Origin of the sequence: Novispirillum itersonii subsp. itersonii ATCC 12639 (assembly GCF_000381985.1) — a bacterium.
In the GTDB taxonomy this organism is placed as follows: domain Bacteria; phylum Pseudomonadota; class Alphaproteobacteria; order Rhodospirillales; family Rhodospirillaceae; genus Novispirillum; species Novispirillum itersonii.
Genome location: NZ_KB907346.1, coordinates 107,048 through 125,624, shown reverse-complemented (window position 1 = coordinate 125,624; position 18,577 = coordinate 107,048). Strand labels below are relative to the sequence as shown.

General features: G+C 60.6%; 13 protein-coding genes. All 13 read left to right on the top strand.

Going from position 1 to position 18,577, the window contains the following annotated elements:
• Window positions 1–41 precede the first annotated feature (41 nt).
• The 13 genes from tnpC to G365_RS0114775 all read left to right on the top strand — a co-directional run bounded on the left by tnpC (window position 42) and on the right by G365_RS0114775 (window position 18,576).
• Window positions 42–1,343: an IS66 family transposase gene (gene tnpC, locus G365_RS24405; protein ID WP_043742567.1), complete on the top strand. Its 1,302-nt coding sequence runs from the start codon at window positions 42–44 to the stop codon at window positions 1,341–1,343.
• Window positions 1,246–1,764: an IS66 family transposase gene (locus tag G365_RS24495; protein ID WP_281164084.1), complete on the top strand. Its 519-nt coding sequence runs from the start codon at window positions 1,246–1,248 to the stop codon at window positions 1,762–1,764. Before tnpC ends, G365_RS24495 begins: the two co-directional genes overlap by 98 nt.
• Before the next feature lie 14 nt (window positions 1,765–1,778).
• The gene (locus G365_RS0114820; RefSeq protein WP_019646314.1) at window positions 1,779–2,087 is read left to right on the top strand and encodes a hypothetical protein; all 309 of its coding nucleotides are present in this window, start codon (window positions 1,779–1,781) and stop codon (window positions 2,085–2,087) included.
• Window positions 2,088–2,228: 141 nt separating this feature from the next.
• Window positions 2,229–2,417, top strand: coding sequence for a ribbon-helix-helix domain-containing protein (locus tag G365_RS23590; protein WP_081628574.1), 189 nt, complete (start codon window positions 2,229–2,231; stop codon window positions 2,415–2,417).
• 2 nt (window positions 2,418–2,419) lie between these two features.
• Window positions 2,420–4,969: a DEAD/DEAH box helicase family protein gene (locus G365_RS0114815; RefSeq protein ID WP_019646313.1), complete on the top strand. Its 2,550-nt coding sequence runs from the start codon at window positions 2,420–2,422 to the stop codon at window positions 4,967–4,969.
• Window positions 4,970–5,013: 44 nt separating this feature from the next.
• Window positions 5,014–6,945, top strand: coding sequence for an N-6 DNA methylase (locus tag G365_RS0114810; protein WP_019646312.1), 1,932 nt, complete (start codon window positions 5,014–5,016; stop codon window positions 6,943–6,945).
• Between the two features lie 2 nt (window positions 6,946–6,947).
• Window positions 6,948–7,664: a hypothetical protein gene (locus G365_RS0114805; RefSeq protein ID WP_019646311.1), complete on the top strand. Its 717-nt coding sequence runs from the start codon at window positions 6,948–6,950 to the stop codon at window positions 7,662–7,664.
• A gap of 22 nt (window positions 7,665–7,686) precedes the next feature.
• Window positions 7,687–10,533: a TrlF family AAA-like ATPase gene (locus G365_RS0114800; RefSeq protein WP_019646310.1), complete on the top strand. Its 2,847-nt coding sequence runs from the start codon at window positions 7,687–7,689 to the stop codon at window positions 10,531–10,533.
• Between the two features lies 1 nt (window position 10,534).
• Entirely contained in the window at window positions 10,535–11,803 is a 1,269-nt protein-coding gene (locus tag G365_RS0114795) for an ATP-binding protein (RefSeq protein ID WP_019646309.1), read from the top strand.
• Between the two features lie 23 nt (window positions 11,804–11,826).
• Window positions 11,827–13,539, top strand: coding sequence for a GmrSD restriction endonuclease domain-containing protein (locus tag G365_RS0114790; RefSeq protein ID WP_019646308.1), 1,713 nt, complete (start codon window positions 11,827–11,829; stop codon window positions 13,537–13,539).
• Between the two features lie 413 nt (window positions 13,540–13,952).
• Window positions 13,953–15,212, top strand: coding sequence for a hypothetical protein (locus G365_RS0114785; protein WP_019646307.1), 1,260 nt, complete (start codon window positions 13,953–13,955; stop codon window positions 15,210–15,212).
• Entirely contained in the window at window positions 15,209–15,823 is a 615-nt protein-coding gene (locus tag G365_RS0114780) for a condensin complex protein MksE (protein ID WP_019646306.1), read from the top strand. Before G365_RS0114785 ends, G365_RS0114780 begins: the two co-directional genes overlap by 4 nt.
• Complete coding sequence (locus G365_RS0114775; protein WP_019646305.1) at window positions 15,823–18,576, top strand: hypothetical protein; 2,754 nt, start codon at window positions 15,823–15,825, stop codon at window positions 18,574–18,576. The genes G365_RS0114780 and G365_RS0114775 overlap by 1 nt, the downstream gene beginning before the upstream one ends.
• Window position 18,577: the final 1 nt, after the last annotated feature.

The following is an 18,577-nucleotide window of genomic DNA, read 5'->3' as shown; positions in this document are numbered from 1 at the left end:
GCCGATGGGCGCCATCGGCCAGCTCTGGCACGATGCCACGCATGCTCAGCATGCGTGGTCTTCCTCCCACCGATCCTCAGGGCCTCCCGCCCGAGGTGGCCGCACTGATCGCTCAGCTGCAGCAACAGGTGCAAGACCAGGCGCAGCAGCTGTCTGAGCGCAACGAGGCCTTGGTCGAGAGTGGCCGCGTCTTGGCCGAGCGCGACAGGATTCTTGCTGAGCGCGATGCGCTGCTGCAGCGCAAAGACCGCGAGATCGCGCTGCGCGAGGCCAAGATCGAGAAGATCAACTTCGAGCTGGCCCGCCTCAAGCGCTGGACCTACGGCGCGAAGTCCGAGGCCATGAGTGCCAACCAGCGACGCCTGTTCGAGGAGACGCTGGCCGAGGATGAGGCCAGCCTGCGCGAGCAGCTCGACCGGCTGCGACGCGAGGCTGAGGCGGTTGCCGCGGCCGCCGGCACCCAGCCCAAGGCGCCGCCACGCAAGCCCCGGCGCAACGCCTTCCCTGAGCACCTGCGCCGTGTTGAGCACCGCCATGAACCCGAGAGCACCGACTGCCAGGAGCACGACTGCGGGCGCCCCATGACCCGCATCGGTGAGGACGTCACCGAGCGACTGGACATCGTGCCGGCCGAGTTCTTTGTTCACCGCCACGTCTACGGCAAGTGGGCGTGCCGGCACTGCCAGTTGCTCAAGCAAGCCCCGAGCATGCCGGAGATCGTCGAAGGCGGCGTGGCCGCCAGCGGCTTGCTCGCCCACACGCTGATCAGCCGCTTCGTGGATCACCTGCCGTACTACCGGCAAGAGACCATCAATGCCCGCTCAGGGGTGCACACCCCGCGCTCGACGTTGGCGGCGTGGTCAGGCCAGGCCGGTGCGGCACTGGAGCCGCTGTACGAGCTGCACAAGGACTTCATCCTCGATTGCCGCGTCCTGCACGCCGACGAGACGCCCGTGGCCTTGCTGGACCCCGGCGCTGGCAAGACGCGCAAAGCCTACGTGTGGGCCTATGCCAGGAGCTGGCACGACGCGGTGCCGGGCGTGATCTACGAGTTCTGTCGAGGACGCGGAGCGCAGTACCCGGTGGCGTTCCTGAACGGCGACGAGAAGCTGGGCAAGCGACGATGGTCGGGAACGCTGCTCACCGATCGCTACAACGCCTACGAGACCGTGGTGGACCCACGCCTTTACCCCGGCCGCACCAGTGCAGCGCTGCGCAGCGCACGCCCGCCGCAACTTCGAGGAGCTGGCGCATGGCGGCACGAGCCTGGTCGGCTTGGAGGCAGTGCGGCGATTCGCGCGCATCTACGAGGTCGAGGGCGAACTCAAGGGCCTTGGCGATGAGGAGCGAAGCGCACAACGGCAGCGGCTCGCCAAGCCGCTGTGGGAAGAGCTGCGCCAATGGCTGGCGCTGGAGCGCCGGCTGGTCGCTGACGGCGGCGCTGCGGCCAAGGCCATCGACTACACGCTGGGCCATTGGACGGCCCTGACTCGGCACCTTGAGGACGGTGCTGTCGCGCTCGACAATAACCACCTCGAACGGCAGATCAAGCCCTGGGCGATGGGTCGCCGTGCGTGGCAATTCGTGGGCAGCGAGCTTGCGGGGCAGCGTGCCGCCATCGTGATGAGCCTGGTGCAGTCGGCGCGCATGAACGGGCATGATCCCTGGGCCTACCTGCGTGACGTGCTGCAGCGACTGCCGACGCTGCTCAACAGCCGACTCGACGAGTTGCTGCCGCATCGTTGGCAGTCTTGCGGGAACTAACGGATCGGAACCAAATGCGCTTCATCTCCGTGCAGATAACTGCCTTTGTTGACGACCACCAGCCGGGATTCGTCGAGTGCTCGCTGTCTGACGCACAAGGGCAAGTCCATACCTTCATTGAGAAGGCACCTGTCGTTAGCCGCGAATGCCTCTGGTCCGACAGTGACTACCCTCGACCAGGCTTCATCGCTTGCGAATTGCAAACTGAATGGACTGACGATGCCGAACGCACCCTAGCGACGGTTAGCACGGAGCTGCCCTGGGGCATCGAATCGACCGAGGGGCTCCAGCAGTTCGTCTTATTGAGGTCGCAGCTCATCTGAGTCCCGCCGCGCTTGGCCTGTGAGTCGGGTCGGAGTCACCAGGTCAAGGTGGCCGAACTGGACGCTCACCCCTGAAGAGAATCATGGCGAGGTGGGGCAAAATGCAGTACATTTGCGTGACATCACTGACGAGACGCTGCCATGTCACGCCTGAAGGACGAAACCCTATCCATCCGCACCTCCGCTGAGATCAAGCAACTTCTGCGCTTGGCGGCTGATCGTGAGCGTCGCTCGGTGGCCTCAATGATCGAAATTCTGGTGTTGGAGTACGCTCGTACGCATGGCCTGAAACCAGATCCTCAAGGTGAGCCAGTAAAGGGAGGTGTCTGAGGATGGCGAATGCCAAGGAAGCGCAAGCGCGCATCAAGATCAACAAACTGCTGGAATCTGCTGGCTGGCGCTTCTTCGATGACGGCAAGGGCAAGGCCAACGTAGCGCTGGAGCCCAACGTCAAGCTCAGTCAGGCCCAGATCAATGACCTGGGCGAGAACTTCGAGTCCACCAAGAACGGCTTCGTCGATTTTCTGCTGCTGGACGAAAAGAGCTTCCCGCTGGTGGTACTGGAAGCCAAATCCGAAGACAAAAACCCGCTGGTCGGCAAGGAGCAGGCGCGTAAATACGCAAAGTCACTCGACTGCCGCTTCGTGATCCTCTCGAACGGCAATCTGCACTACTTCTGGGATTTACAGCAGGGCAACCCGCACATCATCACCGCTTTCCCGACTCCGGACTCACTCAAGAGCTACCGGAAGTTCGAACCTGACCAGAGGCGCCTGATTACCGAAGCCGTCGGACGCGACTACATCGTCCAGACCCAGCTGCCGGGCTACGAGAGGGAAGCGGGTTGGCTCAATGCGGACGAGCGCCCGGCTTTCATCGCCAAGAACAAGCTGCGCTTCCTACGGGACTACCAGAAGAAGGCGCTCAATGCCATCCAGGACGCAGTGGCTGAAGGCTCGACACGCTTCCTGTTCGAAATGGCGACCGGCACCGGCAAGACCCTGACCTCTGCTGCCGTCATCAAGCTGTTTCTTCGCACGGGCAACGCCCGCCGCGTACTGTTCCTGGTGGATCGACTAGAGCTGGAGGATCAAGCAGCGAAGGCGTTCAAGGACTATCTGAAGAACGACTACGCTACAGTCATCTACAAAGAACGCCGTGACGATTGGCGCAAAGCCGAGATCGTGGTCACCACGGTGCAGTCGCTGTTGTTCAACAACAAGTACAAGCGCCTGTTCTCGCCCACCGACTTTGACTTGGTCATCTCGGACGAAGCCCACCGCTCCATTGGCGGCAATGCCCGCGCCGTCTTCGAGTATTTTGTCGGCTACAAGCTAGGCTTAACCGCAACGCCGCGCGACTATCTCAAGAGCTTTGACGCGAGCAAGCCTACCACCCGCGACCCGCGCGAGCAGGAGCGCCGCCTGCTGTTGGACACCTACCGCACCTTCGGTTGCGAATCCGGACAACCGACCTTCCGTTATTCGCTGCTGGATGGCGTCAAGGATGGCTTCCTGATCAACCCTGTGGTGGTTGATGCACGAACCGACATCACCACCAAGCTGCTATCCGAGCAGGGCTATGCCGTGATGGCGCCCGTCGGTGAAGACGGCCAGCAAGAACAGAGCTTTGTCTCCAAGGACTTCGAGAAGAAGTTTTTCTCCAAGGCGACCAATGAGCTTTTTTGCCAGACCTTCATCAAGAACGGTCTGCGTGATCCAGTGACCGGCGAGTTTGGCAAGGGCCTGGTATTCGCCGTCAGCCAGAACCATGCCGCCAAGCTCACGCAAATCCTGAACGAGCTTGCTGATGTGCTGTGGCCCGGCAAATACCAGTCCGACTTTGCGGTACAAGTTACCTCCAGCGTATCCGATGCCCAGCAATACACCATCAACTTCACCAACAACAACCTGCTGGGTTCGGCCAACTTCAATGCCCTGTACAAGACCAGCAAGGCGCGCGTGTGCGTGACAGTGGGCATGATGACCACCGGGTACGACTGCCCGGACATCTTGAACCTGGCATTGATGCGCCCGGTGTACTCGCCGTCAGATTTCGTGCAGATCAAAGGACGCGGCACGCGCAAGCACAACTTCCTTGAACAACTGTTCGATGACAATTTGAAGCCGTTGATCAACGAGCCAGAAAAGGCCCGCTTCAAATTCTTCGATTTCTTCGCCAACTGCGAATACTTCGAGGAAAAGTTCGACTACGACGAAGTGCTCAAGCTGCCGGCGCGCAGCAGCGAGGGAGAAGGTCAGGGTGAAGCGCCGCCACCACCGACGGGCGGGCTCTACGAGCACACGGGCGCCGATGCCATCTTCCACGTAGCCGAACAGCAAATCGGCTACGAAGGCATGAAGATCGACCGGATGTTCTTCGAGAAATTCGAGGATCAGGTCAAAGCCGACCCGATGCTGCAGCAGCAGGTTGAAAACGAGCAGTGGGAGCAGGCCATTGACTACGTGACCAGCCAGCTGTTCGACAAACCCAACGAGTACTTCAACCTGGAGAAGCTGCGCCGTGCCGCCGGGGTGGATCGACGGCTGAGCCTGAAGGAAATCCTGCAGAAGATTTTCGGCCTGATCCCGTACTTCAAGAGCAAGGATGAGCTGCTGGAGGATGAATTCCAGGAGTTCCTGCTCGCCAACCAGAGCAAGCTGGCCGAAGACCAGGGCATCGCTGTGCTGGCGATGAAGTACTTCTTCAAGGCGTATGCCACTGACGCAGCCCTGCGCGCGATCATCGACGACAAGCGCTTCGGCGAGCTGAACGTGAACCCGGCCTTTGGCGTGGGCGACCTGCGCGCCGTGCCGCCCGAGTGGCGCGAAGGTATTCCCGAGTACGTCAAAGACTACGTACCGCTCAACCAATTCATGTAAGTCATTCAAGGCCGCCCAAGCGGCCGAACGAGAAGAACAACACCATGCTGGATACCGACACCAAACGCCGAATCGACTCCTGCCGCGACATCCTCGTCGGCAAGGTGCCTGACCCCAAGAGCCAGGTCGAGCAGATCACGATCGCGCTGATCTACAAGTTCATGGACGACATGGATGCCCAGTCCGAAGAGTTCGGCGGCAAGCGCAGCTTCTTCGTCAACGGCTTCGAGAAGTACAGCTGGAGCAAACTGCTGGCGCCCAGCATGGGCGGCCAGGACACGCTGAACCTTTACTCCGAGGCCATTGGCAAGATGACCGAGAACACGCACCTGCCGGCGTTGTTCCGCGACATCTTCAAGAACGCCTACCTGCCTTACCGCGATCCGGAAACGCTAAAAGCGTTTTTGAAAGAGATCGACGGCTTTTCCTACGATCATTCCGAGCGACTGGGCGACGCTTTCGAATACCTTCTATCTGTGCTGGGCAGCCAGGGCGATGCGGGCCAGTTCCGCACGCCTAGGCACATCATTGATTTCATCGTCCGGGTCATCAACCCGCAGAAGCACGAGCGCATCCTCGATCCCGCCTGCGGTACGGCAGGCTTTCTGATCTCGGCCTGGAAATACATCCTGGACCAGAACAAAGCGCACAAGCCGGGCGACAAGCTGACGCCGGACGAGCGCAACAAGCTGGCCGCAAACATCCATGGTTATGACATTTCACCGGACATGGTGCGTCTGTCGCTGGTGAACCTCTACCTGCATGGCTTCAGTGACCCGCACGTGGACGAATACGACACGCTCACCAGCGAAGATAAGTGGAATGAACACGCGGATGTGATCCTCGCCAATCCGCCATTTATGTCACCGAAGGGCGGCATAAAACCGCACAAGCGTTTTTCCATTCAAGCCACCCGCTCCGAAGTACTGTTCGTTGACTACATCCACGAGCACCTGAGCCCCAACGGCCGGGCCGGCATCATCGTGCCGGAAGGCATCATTTTCCAGAGCGGCACCGCTTACAAGGCACTGCGCAAGCTGCTGGTACAGAACTCGCTGGTGGCGGTCGTCTCGTTGCCGGCTGGCGTGTTCCAGCCCTACAGCGGCGTCAAGACCTCCATCCTGATTCTGGACAAACGACTGGCCAAGCAGACCGACAAGGTGTTGTTTGTGAAGGTCGGCAATGATGGCTTCGCATTGGGAGCTCAGCGCCGGCCTATCGATCAAGACGATTTGCCCCTTGCTGAGAAGAAGTTGAAAAGCTTCTTCGCTGCTCCTGATGCCTTCGAAGGAAACGAGCTGGCGCACTGCGTGAGCAGAGCACAGATCGCAGAAAGCGCCGACTGGAGTTTCAGTGGTGATCGATATCGGCTGGAGGGGGACCAATCAAAGCACTGGCCGATGGTGTCTCTTGGGGATCAAACACTATTTCGAATCGAAAGCGGCGGCACACCAAAATCAGATGAACCGACTTATTGGAGCGGTGGAGTGCCGTGGGCAACGCTCGTAGATCTTCCGCAATCAGACTTCATCACTCAGCTTACTTGCACCGAGCGCACTATCAGCGAAGAAGGATTAAAAAACTCATCAGCCAAGCTGTTGCCGGTCGGCACAGTACTAGTTTCCAGCCGTGCCACGATTGGTCGAGTCGCAATTGCGCGCATTCCAACAGCCACCAATCAAGGCTTCAAGAACATCGTGATTCAGGATCACAGCCGTGTTCTGCCTGAATTCGTGGCATACATGATGAAATTTCTAACGCCGAGGCTGGAGGCACTGGCAACTGGTGGCACCTTCAAGGAGTTTTCTAAGAGTGCACTTTCAAGTATCGAAATTCCAATACCGCCCATCGATGCTCAACGTCAGATCGTTTTGGATATTGAAGGGCATCAACGACGCATTGAAGAGTTAAAACAGGAAATCTCTGAGCGAGAACAAGACATTAAATTGTCCATTAATAAAATCTGGGTGGGCTGAACATGGATGCCGCGCTAGAAATCCACGATTACCTGCCGCTGGCCTATCCATCGGCAGGCGAAGGTGAATACATCCGCTTTGTCTGGGAAGCCTTCGAGAGCAACTATGTGGCGGGCAAGTATCAGTTCGCCATCCTTGCTTTCCATATGCTCTACATGAGCTACGTGTATTTCTCGGTGTGGCAGATCAAGCAGGCCAAGCCGGAAGCCTTCACCCATGCGGTGCTGTTCCAGCAAAAGGAAAAGGAGCTGCTGACCGCCAGCTCGCCCTTTACCTTCAGCGAAGTCAATGAGCGCAGCATCTTCAAATTCCTGCGCTTGGCCGGTTGCGAGAACCAGCATATCGGCAAGTTTCAGAAACTAGTGGATCAGCGAAATGAGATTGCACATCCCAACGGCAACATCTTCTTCAGCGATCAGGCAACGGCAAACCAGCGCATCGAAGAAGTCATGCAGCAGATACGGGGCATCCAGAACCATATGCCGAGTGTGCTGCATGCTTGTCTGTTGCAGTTCCTGCACGACAGCGCCAACCCGGACGAGCGCGAGATCGCTGACAGTGACGTTCATGTGGAGATGAACTTCCTGCACAAGCACTACCTGTCGCGCAAGGACATCGAGGCCTGCCTTGCCTGTGACCTGAGCGAATTCGACGCCAGCCCGTTCCGGGGCGAGATTCAGGCGCTGATGCAGGTGCTTCAAACCAAGGCGGAGGAATGATGGCCGCAATCAGGAGAAGAACATGAGCCAACCCTGGCCTTACCCCGGCGCACGCTGGTGGAAGTTCGATTTCCATACCCACACGCCGGCCTCCAAGGACACGAGCGCCTGGCAGGCTGCCATCGGCACGCCCGTTGAGCTGACACCGCAAAAATGGCTGCTCAAGTACATGGCCGCCGGGATCGACTGCGTAGCCGTTACCGATCACAACACCGGCGAGTGGATCGACTCGCTCAAGGCGGCCTATGCGCAGATGAAGCGCGAGGCCGACGCCGGCACGCCACCTGACGGGTTCCGTGAGCTACACCTGTTCCCAGGGGTAGAAATCTCGGTGCAAGGCGGCTTTCATCTGCTCGCAATCTTCGACCCGTCCGCCACCAGTCAGACCATCAGCGATCTGCTGGCAAGGGTGGACTACCAAGGCACGCGCGGCGACAGCGATGGCGTCACCCGCATCGGCGCCGCCCAAGTGGTGGAGCGCATTCTGGCGGCGGGCGGCCTGGCCATTCCGGCACACGTCGAAGGCGACAAGGGGCTGCTACAGGTTGAGCCTGGTACGCGTAAATGCATGATGGATGCCAATACGGTTAAGGCGGTCTTGCAGGAGCCCGGCATCCTGGCGCTGGAGTGGACCGCATTCTCCAGTCCCGTGCCGATGGTTCTGGATGAACTGAAACTGCGCTTTGCCAGCGTGGCGGGCAGCGATTGTCACAGCTTCCAAGGTACGGCAGTTCCAGGTTCGCGCTACACCTGGATCAAGATGGCCAAACCCAGCTTGGAAGGCTTGCGCCTTGCCTTGCTCGATGGGCAGGAGGTGTCGGTCAAGCGCAGCGATGAGAGCAACGGCTTTGCGCCGTTCAATACGCCCGAGCATTTCATCGAATCGATAGAAATCCGCGACGCACGTTACATGGGGCGCGGTAGAACGTCTGCCAGCTTGCCGCTCAATCCGTACTTCAATGCTCTGATCGGCGGTCGTGGGACCGGCAAATCGACCGTTGTGCATGCCCTGCGCCTGGCCTATCGCCGTGAGAAGGAGCTGTCGCTCAGCTCGGAAGCCGGGCAGACCTTCAAGCGTTTCAATCAGGTTGCCAGGGGCCGCAATGACGAAGGCGGACTGCGGGCGGAAACCAGCCTCTGCGTGCAAGTGCAGCGCGATGGCATGCCCTATCGCCTGATCTGGCGGCAGGATGGCCAAGGCCATGCAGTGGAGGAATGGGACGCCGCTACGGGCAGTTTCAAGCCTTCGGCCAGTCAGGCCGTCACCGAGCAACGCTTTCCGGTGCGCCTGTTCAGCCAGGGGCAGATCGCCGCGCTGGCCGGTGACAGCCAGCAGGCGCTGCTCAAGGTGATTGACGATGCGGCGGGCACGCAATCGCAGCAAGCCGCTTTCGAGGAAGCCAAGCGTGCCTTCCTGGCCGTACGGGCGCAAATGCGCGAGCTGGACGGCAAGCTGCAAGGGCGTGAAGCGTTGACGCTGACCCTGCAAGATATTCAGCGCAAGCTGGCCCGCTTCGAGGGCGCCGATCATGCCGCCCTGCTGAAAAACTATCAGCGCACCAACCGGCAAAGCCGAGAGCTGGAGCGCCAGTTCGACGCCTCCGCCGAACTGGCAACCCGTTTGAAAGCGCTTGCCGACGATCTGTTGGCGGAAGACTTGCCGGAAGGCTTATTCGATACCGCCGAAGACGGCCCGGCACTGGGCATTGTCCAGGCGCTGCACGCCGCCATCGCCAAGGCGCAGCAGGATGTCGAGCGCGCGGCAAACGTGCTGCAGGAGCGTGGGCAAGTCCTGAGAGGTGAGCTGGAGGCTTCGCCCTGGTTTGCGCGGATCGACGCGGCCAAGATGGCTTACGAGCAGCTCAAGGCCGACTTGCAGCAACAAGGCGTCAGCGACCCCAGCGAGTACGGTCGTCTGGTGCAAGAAAAGCAGCGCCTGGAAATCGAGCTGAAGAAGCTGGAAGCCTTGCAGAAGCAGCACACCGAGTTGCGCGAGAAGGCCAAGTCGTTGCTGGAACAGGTGCAATCCGCCCGCCGCGCCATCAGCGCCCAACGGAGCGCATTTCTGCAGGCAACGCTGCAAGGCAATCCCTTTGTGCGCATCGAGCTGATCCCGTACAGCCGGGACGCACAGGGCATCGAGCGCTCCTTGCGGGAGGTGCTTGGGGCCGCAGAAGGCAAGTACGTGGACGACCTGTATCAGGAGCAAGAGGGGGCATCCCCCAAAGGGCTTGTGGCCGATCTGCTGGGCACGGTTGATCTGGTCGAGCAGCCGGGCGTATGGGATACGGCGGCCTTCGAGCAGGCGCTATTGACGCAGAAGAAACGCCTGTCGCAAGCCGGTCGCGGGCAGGCGGAGTTTGGCGGCTGGTTCAATAAATTCCTGAAAGCGGAAGCCGACAAGCGCCCGGAATTCATCGATCACATCCTGTGCTGGTTCCCTGAAGACGGTTTGCAGGTGGAGTACAGCCGTAAAGGTGACGGGCGGGACTTTCAGTCCATCGGCCAGGCCTCCGCCGGGCAGCGTGCGGCGGCCATGCTGGCCTTCCTGCTGGCGCATGGCAACGAGCCACTGGTGCTCGACCAGCCAGAAGATGACCTGGATAACCACCTGATCTACGGACTGGTTGTGCAGCAGATCCGCAGCAACAAACTGCGCCGTCAGCTCATCATCGTGACCCACAACCCCAACATCGTGGTCAATGGCGATGCGGAGTTGATCCACGTACTGGACTTCAACCACCAGTGCCACGTGAAGCAAACCGGCTCTTTGCAGGATCAGGCCATGCGCCGCGAAGTCTGCCAGGTGATGGAAGGCGGCGAAGAAGCCTTTGAGCGGCGTTACCAGCGCCTGGGAAGAGAGGTTTGACATGTTCGACAACATCGCGGACTTGATCGACAAGATTCGCCTGGGAGAGGACTCCTATCTGGAGTTGAAGGAAGTCCGCTTTGCCGGTCAAAAGGTGTCAGCCCCCCATAAAGATTCGCTGGCCGATGAGCTGGCCGCTTTCGCCAACAGCCGGGGTGGTGTGTGCGTGCTCGGCGTGGACGACACCCGTGAAGTGCTCGGTATCCCGCTGGAGCGCCTGGACCTGGTGGAGGATTTCGTCCGGCAGATTTGCCTGGACAGCATCACCCCGCCGCTCGCGCCGGTGATCGAGCGTCTGAGCCTGCCCAGCACGTCAGGCGAGCCCTTGCCAGTATTGAAAGTCGATATCGCAAGCAGCCTGTTCGTGCATAAAAGCCCCGGCGGCTATTTGCACCGCGTGGGCAGCGCCAAGCGTGAAATGGCTCCGGACTATCTGGCGCGTTTGTTCCAGCAACGCAGCCAGGCGCGCATCATCCGCTTCGACGAGCAGCCGGTGCCTGGCGCCACACTCGACGACCTTGTAGATGATCTGTTGCAACGTTTTGCCAGTCCGCGCGTGCAGGATTCGCGCGAGGTGCTGCTGGATAAACTGGCCATGGCGCGCACCGATGCCGACGGCGCACTTCGGCCAACCATTGCCGGCGTGCTGATGGCAAGCGCTGACCCTCGCCGCTGGCTGCCAAATGCCTTCATTCAGGCCGTGGCATACCGTGGCACCGAGGTGCTGCCGCAAGGCGACACGGCCTATCAGCTCGACGCCCAGGACATCACCGGACCGCTAGATGCCCAGGTGCTGGCGGCTTGCCACTTCGTACGCAAGAACATGCAGGTCTATGCCACCAAGAATGAGGGCCGGCACGACCTGCCGCAGTATGACATGACCGCCGTCTTCGAGGCCCTGGTCAATGCCGTTGCGCACCGGGATTACTCGATCCATGGCGCCAAAATCCGCCTGCGGATGTTTGCGAACCGGCTGGAGCTGTATTCGCCAGGCGCCATCCCCAACACCATGACGGTGGAGAGCCTTCCCTACCGCCAGGCCGCGCGAAACGAAGCCGTCACCAGCCTGCTGGCCAAATGTTCCGTGCCCGAGGCGGACAAAGCGATCACGGGCCGCATCGCCATGATGGACAAGCGTGGTGAAGGGGTTCAGATCATTCTGGATCAGAGCGAACGACTGTCCGGCAAGCGGCCGGTTTACAGGCTAGTGGATGACTCCGAGCTGTTGTTGATCATCCCCGCTGCCGAGCCGCCCGCAGCAGTTGAGTGAGATTGAGAGAATAAGGAAGCACCATGGCCAAGGCTGAAGCCAGCGTTGAAGAACTGGTCTCGATGATCGAGCGTGGTGAGCTGCGCTTGCCGGAAATGCAGCGGCAGTATGTCTGGCGCTCCACGCGCGTGCGCGACTTGCTCGACTCTCTGTATCGGGGCTATCCCTCGGGGGCGATCCTGCTGTGGGAAACCGATGAGGCCGTGCCCCTGCAGAGCTTCGCCGTCAGCCAAAGCAATAACCCTTATCAGAGCACCCGCCTGTTGCTCGATGGACAACAGCGTCTGACCTCGTTATCTGCCGTCATTCGTGGCGAGCCGGTGTCGGTGCGCGGTCGCCGTCGGCCCATCGATTTGCTGTTCAATCTGGAGCATCCCGACCAACTGGCCGTCGTGACCGAAGTGGATGAGAACGGCGATGACGCTGAGGTCGATGAGGAAGGCGAGCTGGGAGGCGACGAGGCCGACGCCAGCGAGGACGAACTGCTGACGCGCTTCAACAAAATGACCTTCGTGGTGGCGACACGGAAGCTGGAGCAGTTGCCGCAGTGGGTGACGGTATCCGAAGTCTTCAAGACCGACAGCGATGCGCCTTTCCTCAAACGTGCGGGCATCAGTGGCTTTGATGATCCGCGTTACGAGAAATACAGTCAGCGCCTGGCCCGGCTACGCGGCATTCGCAAGTACGTGTATCGCATGGACGTGCTGGAGCGAACACTGTCCTACGACGAGGTCACGGAAATCTTCGTGCGGGTCAACTCGCTGGGCGCCAAGCTGCGCAGCTCCGATCTGGCTCTGGCGCAGATCACGGCCAAATGGCGGCACTCGCTGCAGACCTTCCTGGACTTCCAGAGTGCTTGCGCCCAGAACGGTTTCGAGCTTGATCTGGGTTTGCACCTGAAGAATTTGATGGCCTTTGCTACCGGGCAATCCCGTTTTCTGACCGTCGGCAGCCTGACCCTGGACGTACTGCAGCAAGCCTGGAAAGAAGCCTGCGAGGGGATGGAATTTGCCCTCAATTTCGCACGCAGCAATCTGGGTATCGACAGCCCTGCCTTGCTGTCATCGCCCTTCTTACTGGTGGTACTTGCCTACATTGGGCATCGCCGTGACTATGCCCTCAGCACGGAAGAAGCGCAGCAGTTGCGCTACTGGGCCTTGGCCGCCAATGCCAAAGGCCGTTTCTCGCGGGGTTCCAGTGAGACCATTCTGGATCAGGATTTAGCGATCATCCGCAATGGCGGCGGCGTCAATGAACTGATCGACCGGCTGCGTCTGCAGTTCGGCCGCCTTGACATCACGCCGGAAGAGCTGGAGGGGCGCAACCAGCGCAGTGCGCTGTTCAAGACCATGTTCCTGGCATTTCGTGCGGCAGGTGCCAAGGATTGGCGCAGCCACCTTGCCATTGCTCTGGACCACTCGGGCAGTCAGCACCGCTTGCAGTTTCATCACATTTTCCCCAAGGCATTGCTGCGCGGCAGCTACACCCCTCGCGAGGCCGACGACATCGCCAACCTGGCTTTCATCGGCGGCAAAACCAATCGTGCGATCAGCGACAAAGCGCCTGTGACCTACCTGTTGCCGCTGGTGGCACAGCACGGTGCAGCACCATTCGCAGCACAGTGCATCCCGGTGGAGGAGGAACTGCTGGCACTGGATCACTACAAGGCGTTCTTGCAAGAGCGCCGTAAACGCATCGCGGCGGCACTGAATGCTTTCATCCATGCGACCGCTTGAGCTGTCAGCGCCACCTTGTTGCCACACTGTGACCCACATGTCGCCACAATGCTGCCGCCATGTTCAACACAATGTTGCCACGCTGTTCACCACATTGACGCCACTTTGTGCACACAGTGTTGCCACCATGCCTGACACATTCCGGCCGGGACGCAGCCCGAGAGTCGCTTGTCCCCAGCACGATGAGCACATTCTTTGTGCTGGCTCGCGAGAGCACAAAGAATGTGGCCGCTGGGCTCGATTTCGCCAGAAATCGGGCGCGGCGGCGTGGGGACAACGAATGGTCGATGCGTCCAGCCTGCACCTTATGAAACCCCGCTGCGGCCATGCGCCGGGTTGCCGCCCTGTGCGGCTGGCGGGTGAGAGCATGCGGCACAGGGCATGCCTGCTCGGTGGAGGGAGACTGAACTGACATGGCCAACCCTCGCTCGCTGGTCTACGCGCTTTACACCCATTGGGACACCGTGGAGCTCCTGGTGCGGCTGTCGCGCGAGTTTGCCGTGCTGACCAGCAATCAGGTGTTGAACGGCATTGCCAAGGTGTCCGGGCAACGGGATGCCGAAACGCAGGGCGCGGTGCTGCGTGCCTTGGTCAACGCGGACATCCTGCAAACCTTGCCGCGCAGCAACGATCTGCAGCTCAATGCCTATGTGCTGGAGTTCGTGCGCGGCCTCACCCGTGAACATGAGCTGGGCCTGGCTGCAGTACTGCAGGCTCGTGTTGCTGCGATCCGTGAAGCCACCGAAGCACTCAATGAAGGGATGCTCGGGGCCGACATGGATCGCGTGCGCGGGGCCGCCAACAAGCTGGCAGAACTCTTCCGCCAGATCAGCCTGCAGCTCGATCAGGACCGGCACGCGCTCTTTGAGCTGGCGGAAAACGCCAAAAGCGCCGACAGCAGCATGCCGATCAGCCAGCGCTACCGCGAGGTGCTGGAAGCCTACGATCATTATGTGGAGCCGATGAACCAGATGATGGACAGCGGCTCGCAGGGTACCTTTTATCGCTATCTGGAAGAAGCGGAGCGTGCGCTTGACTGGGGCCTAGAGCAATTGTCGGTACAGGGTGCGCTCTACTCGCATCGCCTGCAGTTACGTCAGGTGGCGCACCAGGCCAAGGAGCTGCGGCGCTTTGGCCGGCTGGTTGCGCAACAGTGCGCCGATACACTGCTGCCCTTGCGCGAAGAGCTGCGTCAGCACAACGCACTGACCAGTGCCATCAGCTTGCTGTTGGGGCAGGTGCGCAAACGCGGCCTGCGTCGCGCACTGTCGCGCCCGGCGGATGAGACCGCACTCCCCGTCTGGCGCAATGAGCGCGGTTTCAAATTGCAATTGGGCGATGAGGTTCGGGCGGTCATGGCTGCCGCGCGCCAATACCAGCCGCAGGCGGTGGCCTTTCCGAAGGATGAGCCTGGCGATGACGCTCCCTTGCTGGAGCAGGTGGACGAAGCCGCTATTCGTGCGCATCTGGCCCGCAGCCTGCCGGTGGAAAATCTGCTCGATTGGCTGCACCGCCATTACGCCCACCTGCAGGATGCCATCCTGCTGCGCCTGTTCCATGACCTGCAACATGAGCTCGGCTGGCAGTTCGAGGCAGCCAGCCAGTCTGAAAAAACCACGCTGCAGACGATTCGCGTCCTGCATCACCCTCACCGCGTGAGTATCCCGCAATGACGATCCCACACGCTCTGGCAGCCGCCCTGTCGCAAATGCCGGCATTGGCCGAGCTGTTCCGCCTGTTTCTCTCCGGCAAACACCTGAATCGAATGGCCGAGCCCGCGCTGTGGGCGGAGCTGGAACAGCACGAGGCCAGCTATGTCGGCTTGTTTGCCGCGCTGGGGTTCGAACTGCGCCTGGATGCCAGGGGCTTTGCCTGGTTTCACAACAGTGACGCCAACAGCAACATCGGCAAGATCAGCCGCCAGCTGGCCTTGCTGTTCATGGTGATCTTCGATGCCCAGGCCAACGCCGGCAAGGCCCTGCAGCGCTTTACCGATTGGCTGATCGACAGCGCCTGGCTGGCCGAGGTTTACAAGCAACAGCAAGATCTGCTGGATGCCGAGGGCCTCAACCTCGACGCCCTGGTGGAGCTGATGGGCCGCGCCTGCAACCTCGGCTTTGCCGTGCCAGAGCCGGCGGGCTGGCGACTGCTGCCCGCTGTATGCCGTTACCTCGATCATTTCGAAAGCCTGGCGTTGACGGCCAAGACCGATGGCGACGAAGAGAGCACGCCTGCAGCGGAAGACTGGACTGCGGATGCACCAGACGACGAGGAGAACACCTGATGCAGTACGGCTTCCAACGTCTGGTCCTGCTGGGGAGTGCAGGCTACTCGCGCGCCGAGCTGCCGCTCGATGGTGCGGTCTCTCTGGTAGCGCCCAACAATACCGGCAAGACCAGCCTGATCAATGCCCTGCAGTTTCTGCTGATCATCGACCGCCGCCGTATGGATTTTGGTGCGCACGATGTGGATAAGAGCCGGCGCTTCTATTTCCCCAACAACAGCGCCTATGTGCTGCTGGAGGTGTCGCTGCCGGAGTCCGGCACCGTAGTGCTGGGCTGCGTGGGCAAAGGGGTAAGCTTCGAGTACGAGTATTTCGCCTATGCCGGGCCGCTGAAGGTCGAGGAGTTCTGCCTGCCGGATGGCACCTTGGTGGCACAACCGCAACTGGCCAGCCATCTGGCGAGCTTTGGGCGCCGGGTGTTCAGCTACAGCAGCAGCGAATTCGCCGACATGATCTATGGCGGGCGTAGCCGCAAGCTCGCCAGTCAGCAGGACTTCTGCGTTTTCCGGCTGGAGCATGCCAGCGATGCCAGCGTTTTTCAGCGGGTGCTGACCCGCACGCTGCGCTTGGACAAACTGCGCTCCAGCGAGGTAAAGGACTATCTGCTGCAGATTTTCCGCCGCGATCTGCCGGATGCCAGCATCGACTTCAAGGCGGAATGGGACAAGGCGTTTGCCGACCTCAACGCCGAACGCAGTCAGTACCTGGCCGCCGTGCGGCTGCAAGCCACTCTGAGCGAACTGGAACAGAAGCAGGAGGCCCGCTTGGTGTTGCGCGGCAAATTGCTGTGCTGGCGCCCCTTGATCGACGCGGCACTGGGTCAGTGGCAACAGCATTACGAGACCCGCCAGCAAACCTTGCAGCATGAGTTGGCGCAGTGCGATGTCGAGCTGCAGCGCCTGCGCGAAGAGGATATGCAGTCGGCTGGCGAGAAAAAAGAGTGCGAACTGGAACAAAAGCAGCTCCGCCAACAAAGCGAACAGTTGCGCGCGTTGCAGCAGCGTTTTGCCTTGATCCCCGACCGCGCCCTGCTGGAGGCGCGCCGCCACGAGTTGCTGGCGCAACGGGATGCGTTGGTGGTACGGATCGGCCAGGCACAGAGCCGCACGCCAGCGGCCATCGAGCGCGAGCTGGCCCGGATCGAACGGGAATCCGCGCAGCTGGCGCAGGAGTTGCGCACCCAGGGGCAGAACCTCTATCAGCAACTGGCCAGTGTCGTATCTACGGAACAACTCAACGCGCTGAACAAGGTGCTGGCCAAGCCGGTACTGACCCTGGGCACAGAGGACTTTCAACTCGACGACAAGGCACTGCTTGTGGCTTTGGCCGATACGAATGCCGGGCAATTCAATTTGCTAGGCCTGCAACTGCGGCTGGAAGCCCTGCCGGCACAGTATCAGCAACGTACCCTGGCGGAACTGAGCGAATTGCAGCAGGAGTTGCAGCAACAGCAGGCTCAGCTGCAAGAACAACTGGCCACCGCCCTGGCTCTGGAAAACGTCAAACAGCAACGCCAAGCGCTGGAGCAGCAACTAGCCGAACTGGATGCCGAGTTACGGGACTACGCGCACATGCAGGACTTGCGGCAAAGCGAGGCCGAGCGCGAGGAGCGGCTGCAGACACTGGCGAAAAAGCTCGCCGAACTCGGCGCCAGTCTGGCGCAGTCGGCAGAGCGGCACCGCGCATTGGATCAGCAGCGGCAGCAGCGGCAACAGGATTTGGCGGCCTTGCAGCAGCAACACCGGCAGATAGAGCAACGCCGTCATCAGCGCATCGACCACGAAGGCCCCTTCACCTGGCTGGCCGACCTGCCGCACAGCCCTTGGTTGGCTCAGCCCGAGTTCGCGCTGGAGCAACTGGCTGAGCGACTGCAGACCTATCAGGTCGACTGCCGCCAGTTGCTGGAGCTGGATGGGCAGATCCGCCATCTGCTGGGTGAAATCCATAGCGGCGGATTGACCAAGTATCAGTTTGTCGGCGAACCGGAAAGCGAGATTGTTCGTCTCGTTGAATTCGCCCATCACCTGCCGCAGGAAGCCGAAGCCCTGGAAAAGAAGGTACGCTCGGCGGTGGTGAATGTGGCCGCCTGCCTGCGCGAACTGCGCGACGGTCTGTTTGCTTTCAAGCGTAGGATGCGCGAGTTCAACCGCAAGATCAGCGGCCGGCAACTTTCCGATCTGGCAGTGTTCAAGATCGAACCCGAAGACGAAACCATTCTGGTCGAGGCCATCGAGTTGCTGATAAATACCGCCGCCACTGTGGACAGTGGCGAAACCTTCGAACTGTTCAACCAGCAGAGCATGCTCGATGATGATCAACTCAATCGCGCCAAGACTCTGCTGATCGAAGAGGGCAACGCCCGCCATGGCCTGCGTGTGGCCGACCTGTTTCGCCTGCGCTTCTGGGTCGGCAAGGCAGATCGCGAGCCGGAAGCCTTCGATGACCTCGACAGTGCCGCCTCCAATGGCACCGTGCTGATGGCCAAACTGGTGACGGGGCTGGCGATGCTGCATTTGATGCAGGATCAGCGTAGCCCCATCCAGGGCATCTGCTATCTGGACGAGGCACTGGCCCTGGACGCCCGCAATCAGCGCAGCCTGATCGACACGGCGGCAGAGTTCGGCTTCTCGTTGATTTTTGCCTCGCCCGCGCCGCTGACGACCGTGCGCTACTGCGTGCCGATTCACACGCGCAACGGCAGCAACCAGATCAGCCGCCATAGCTGGCAGGTCATCGAACCGCTGGATGCCTGAG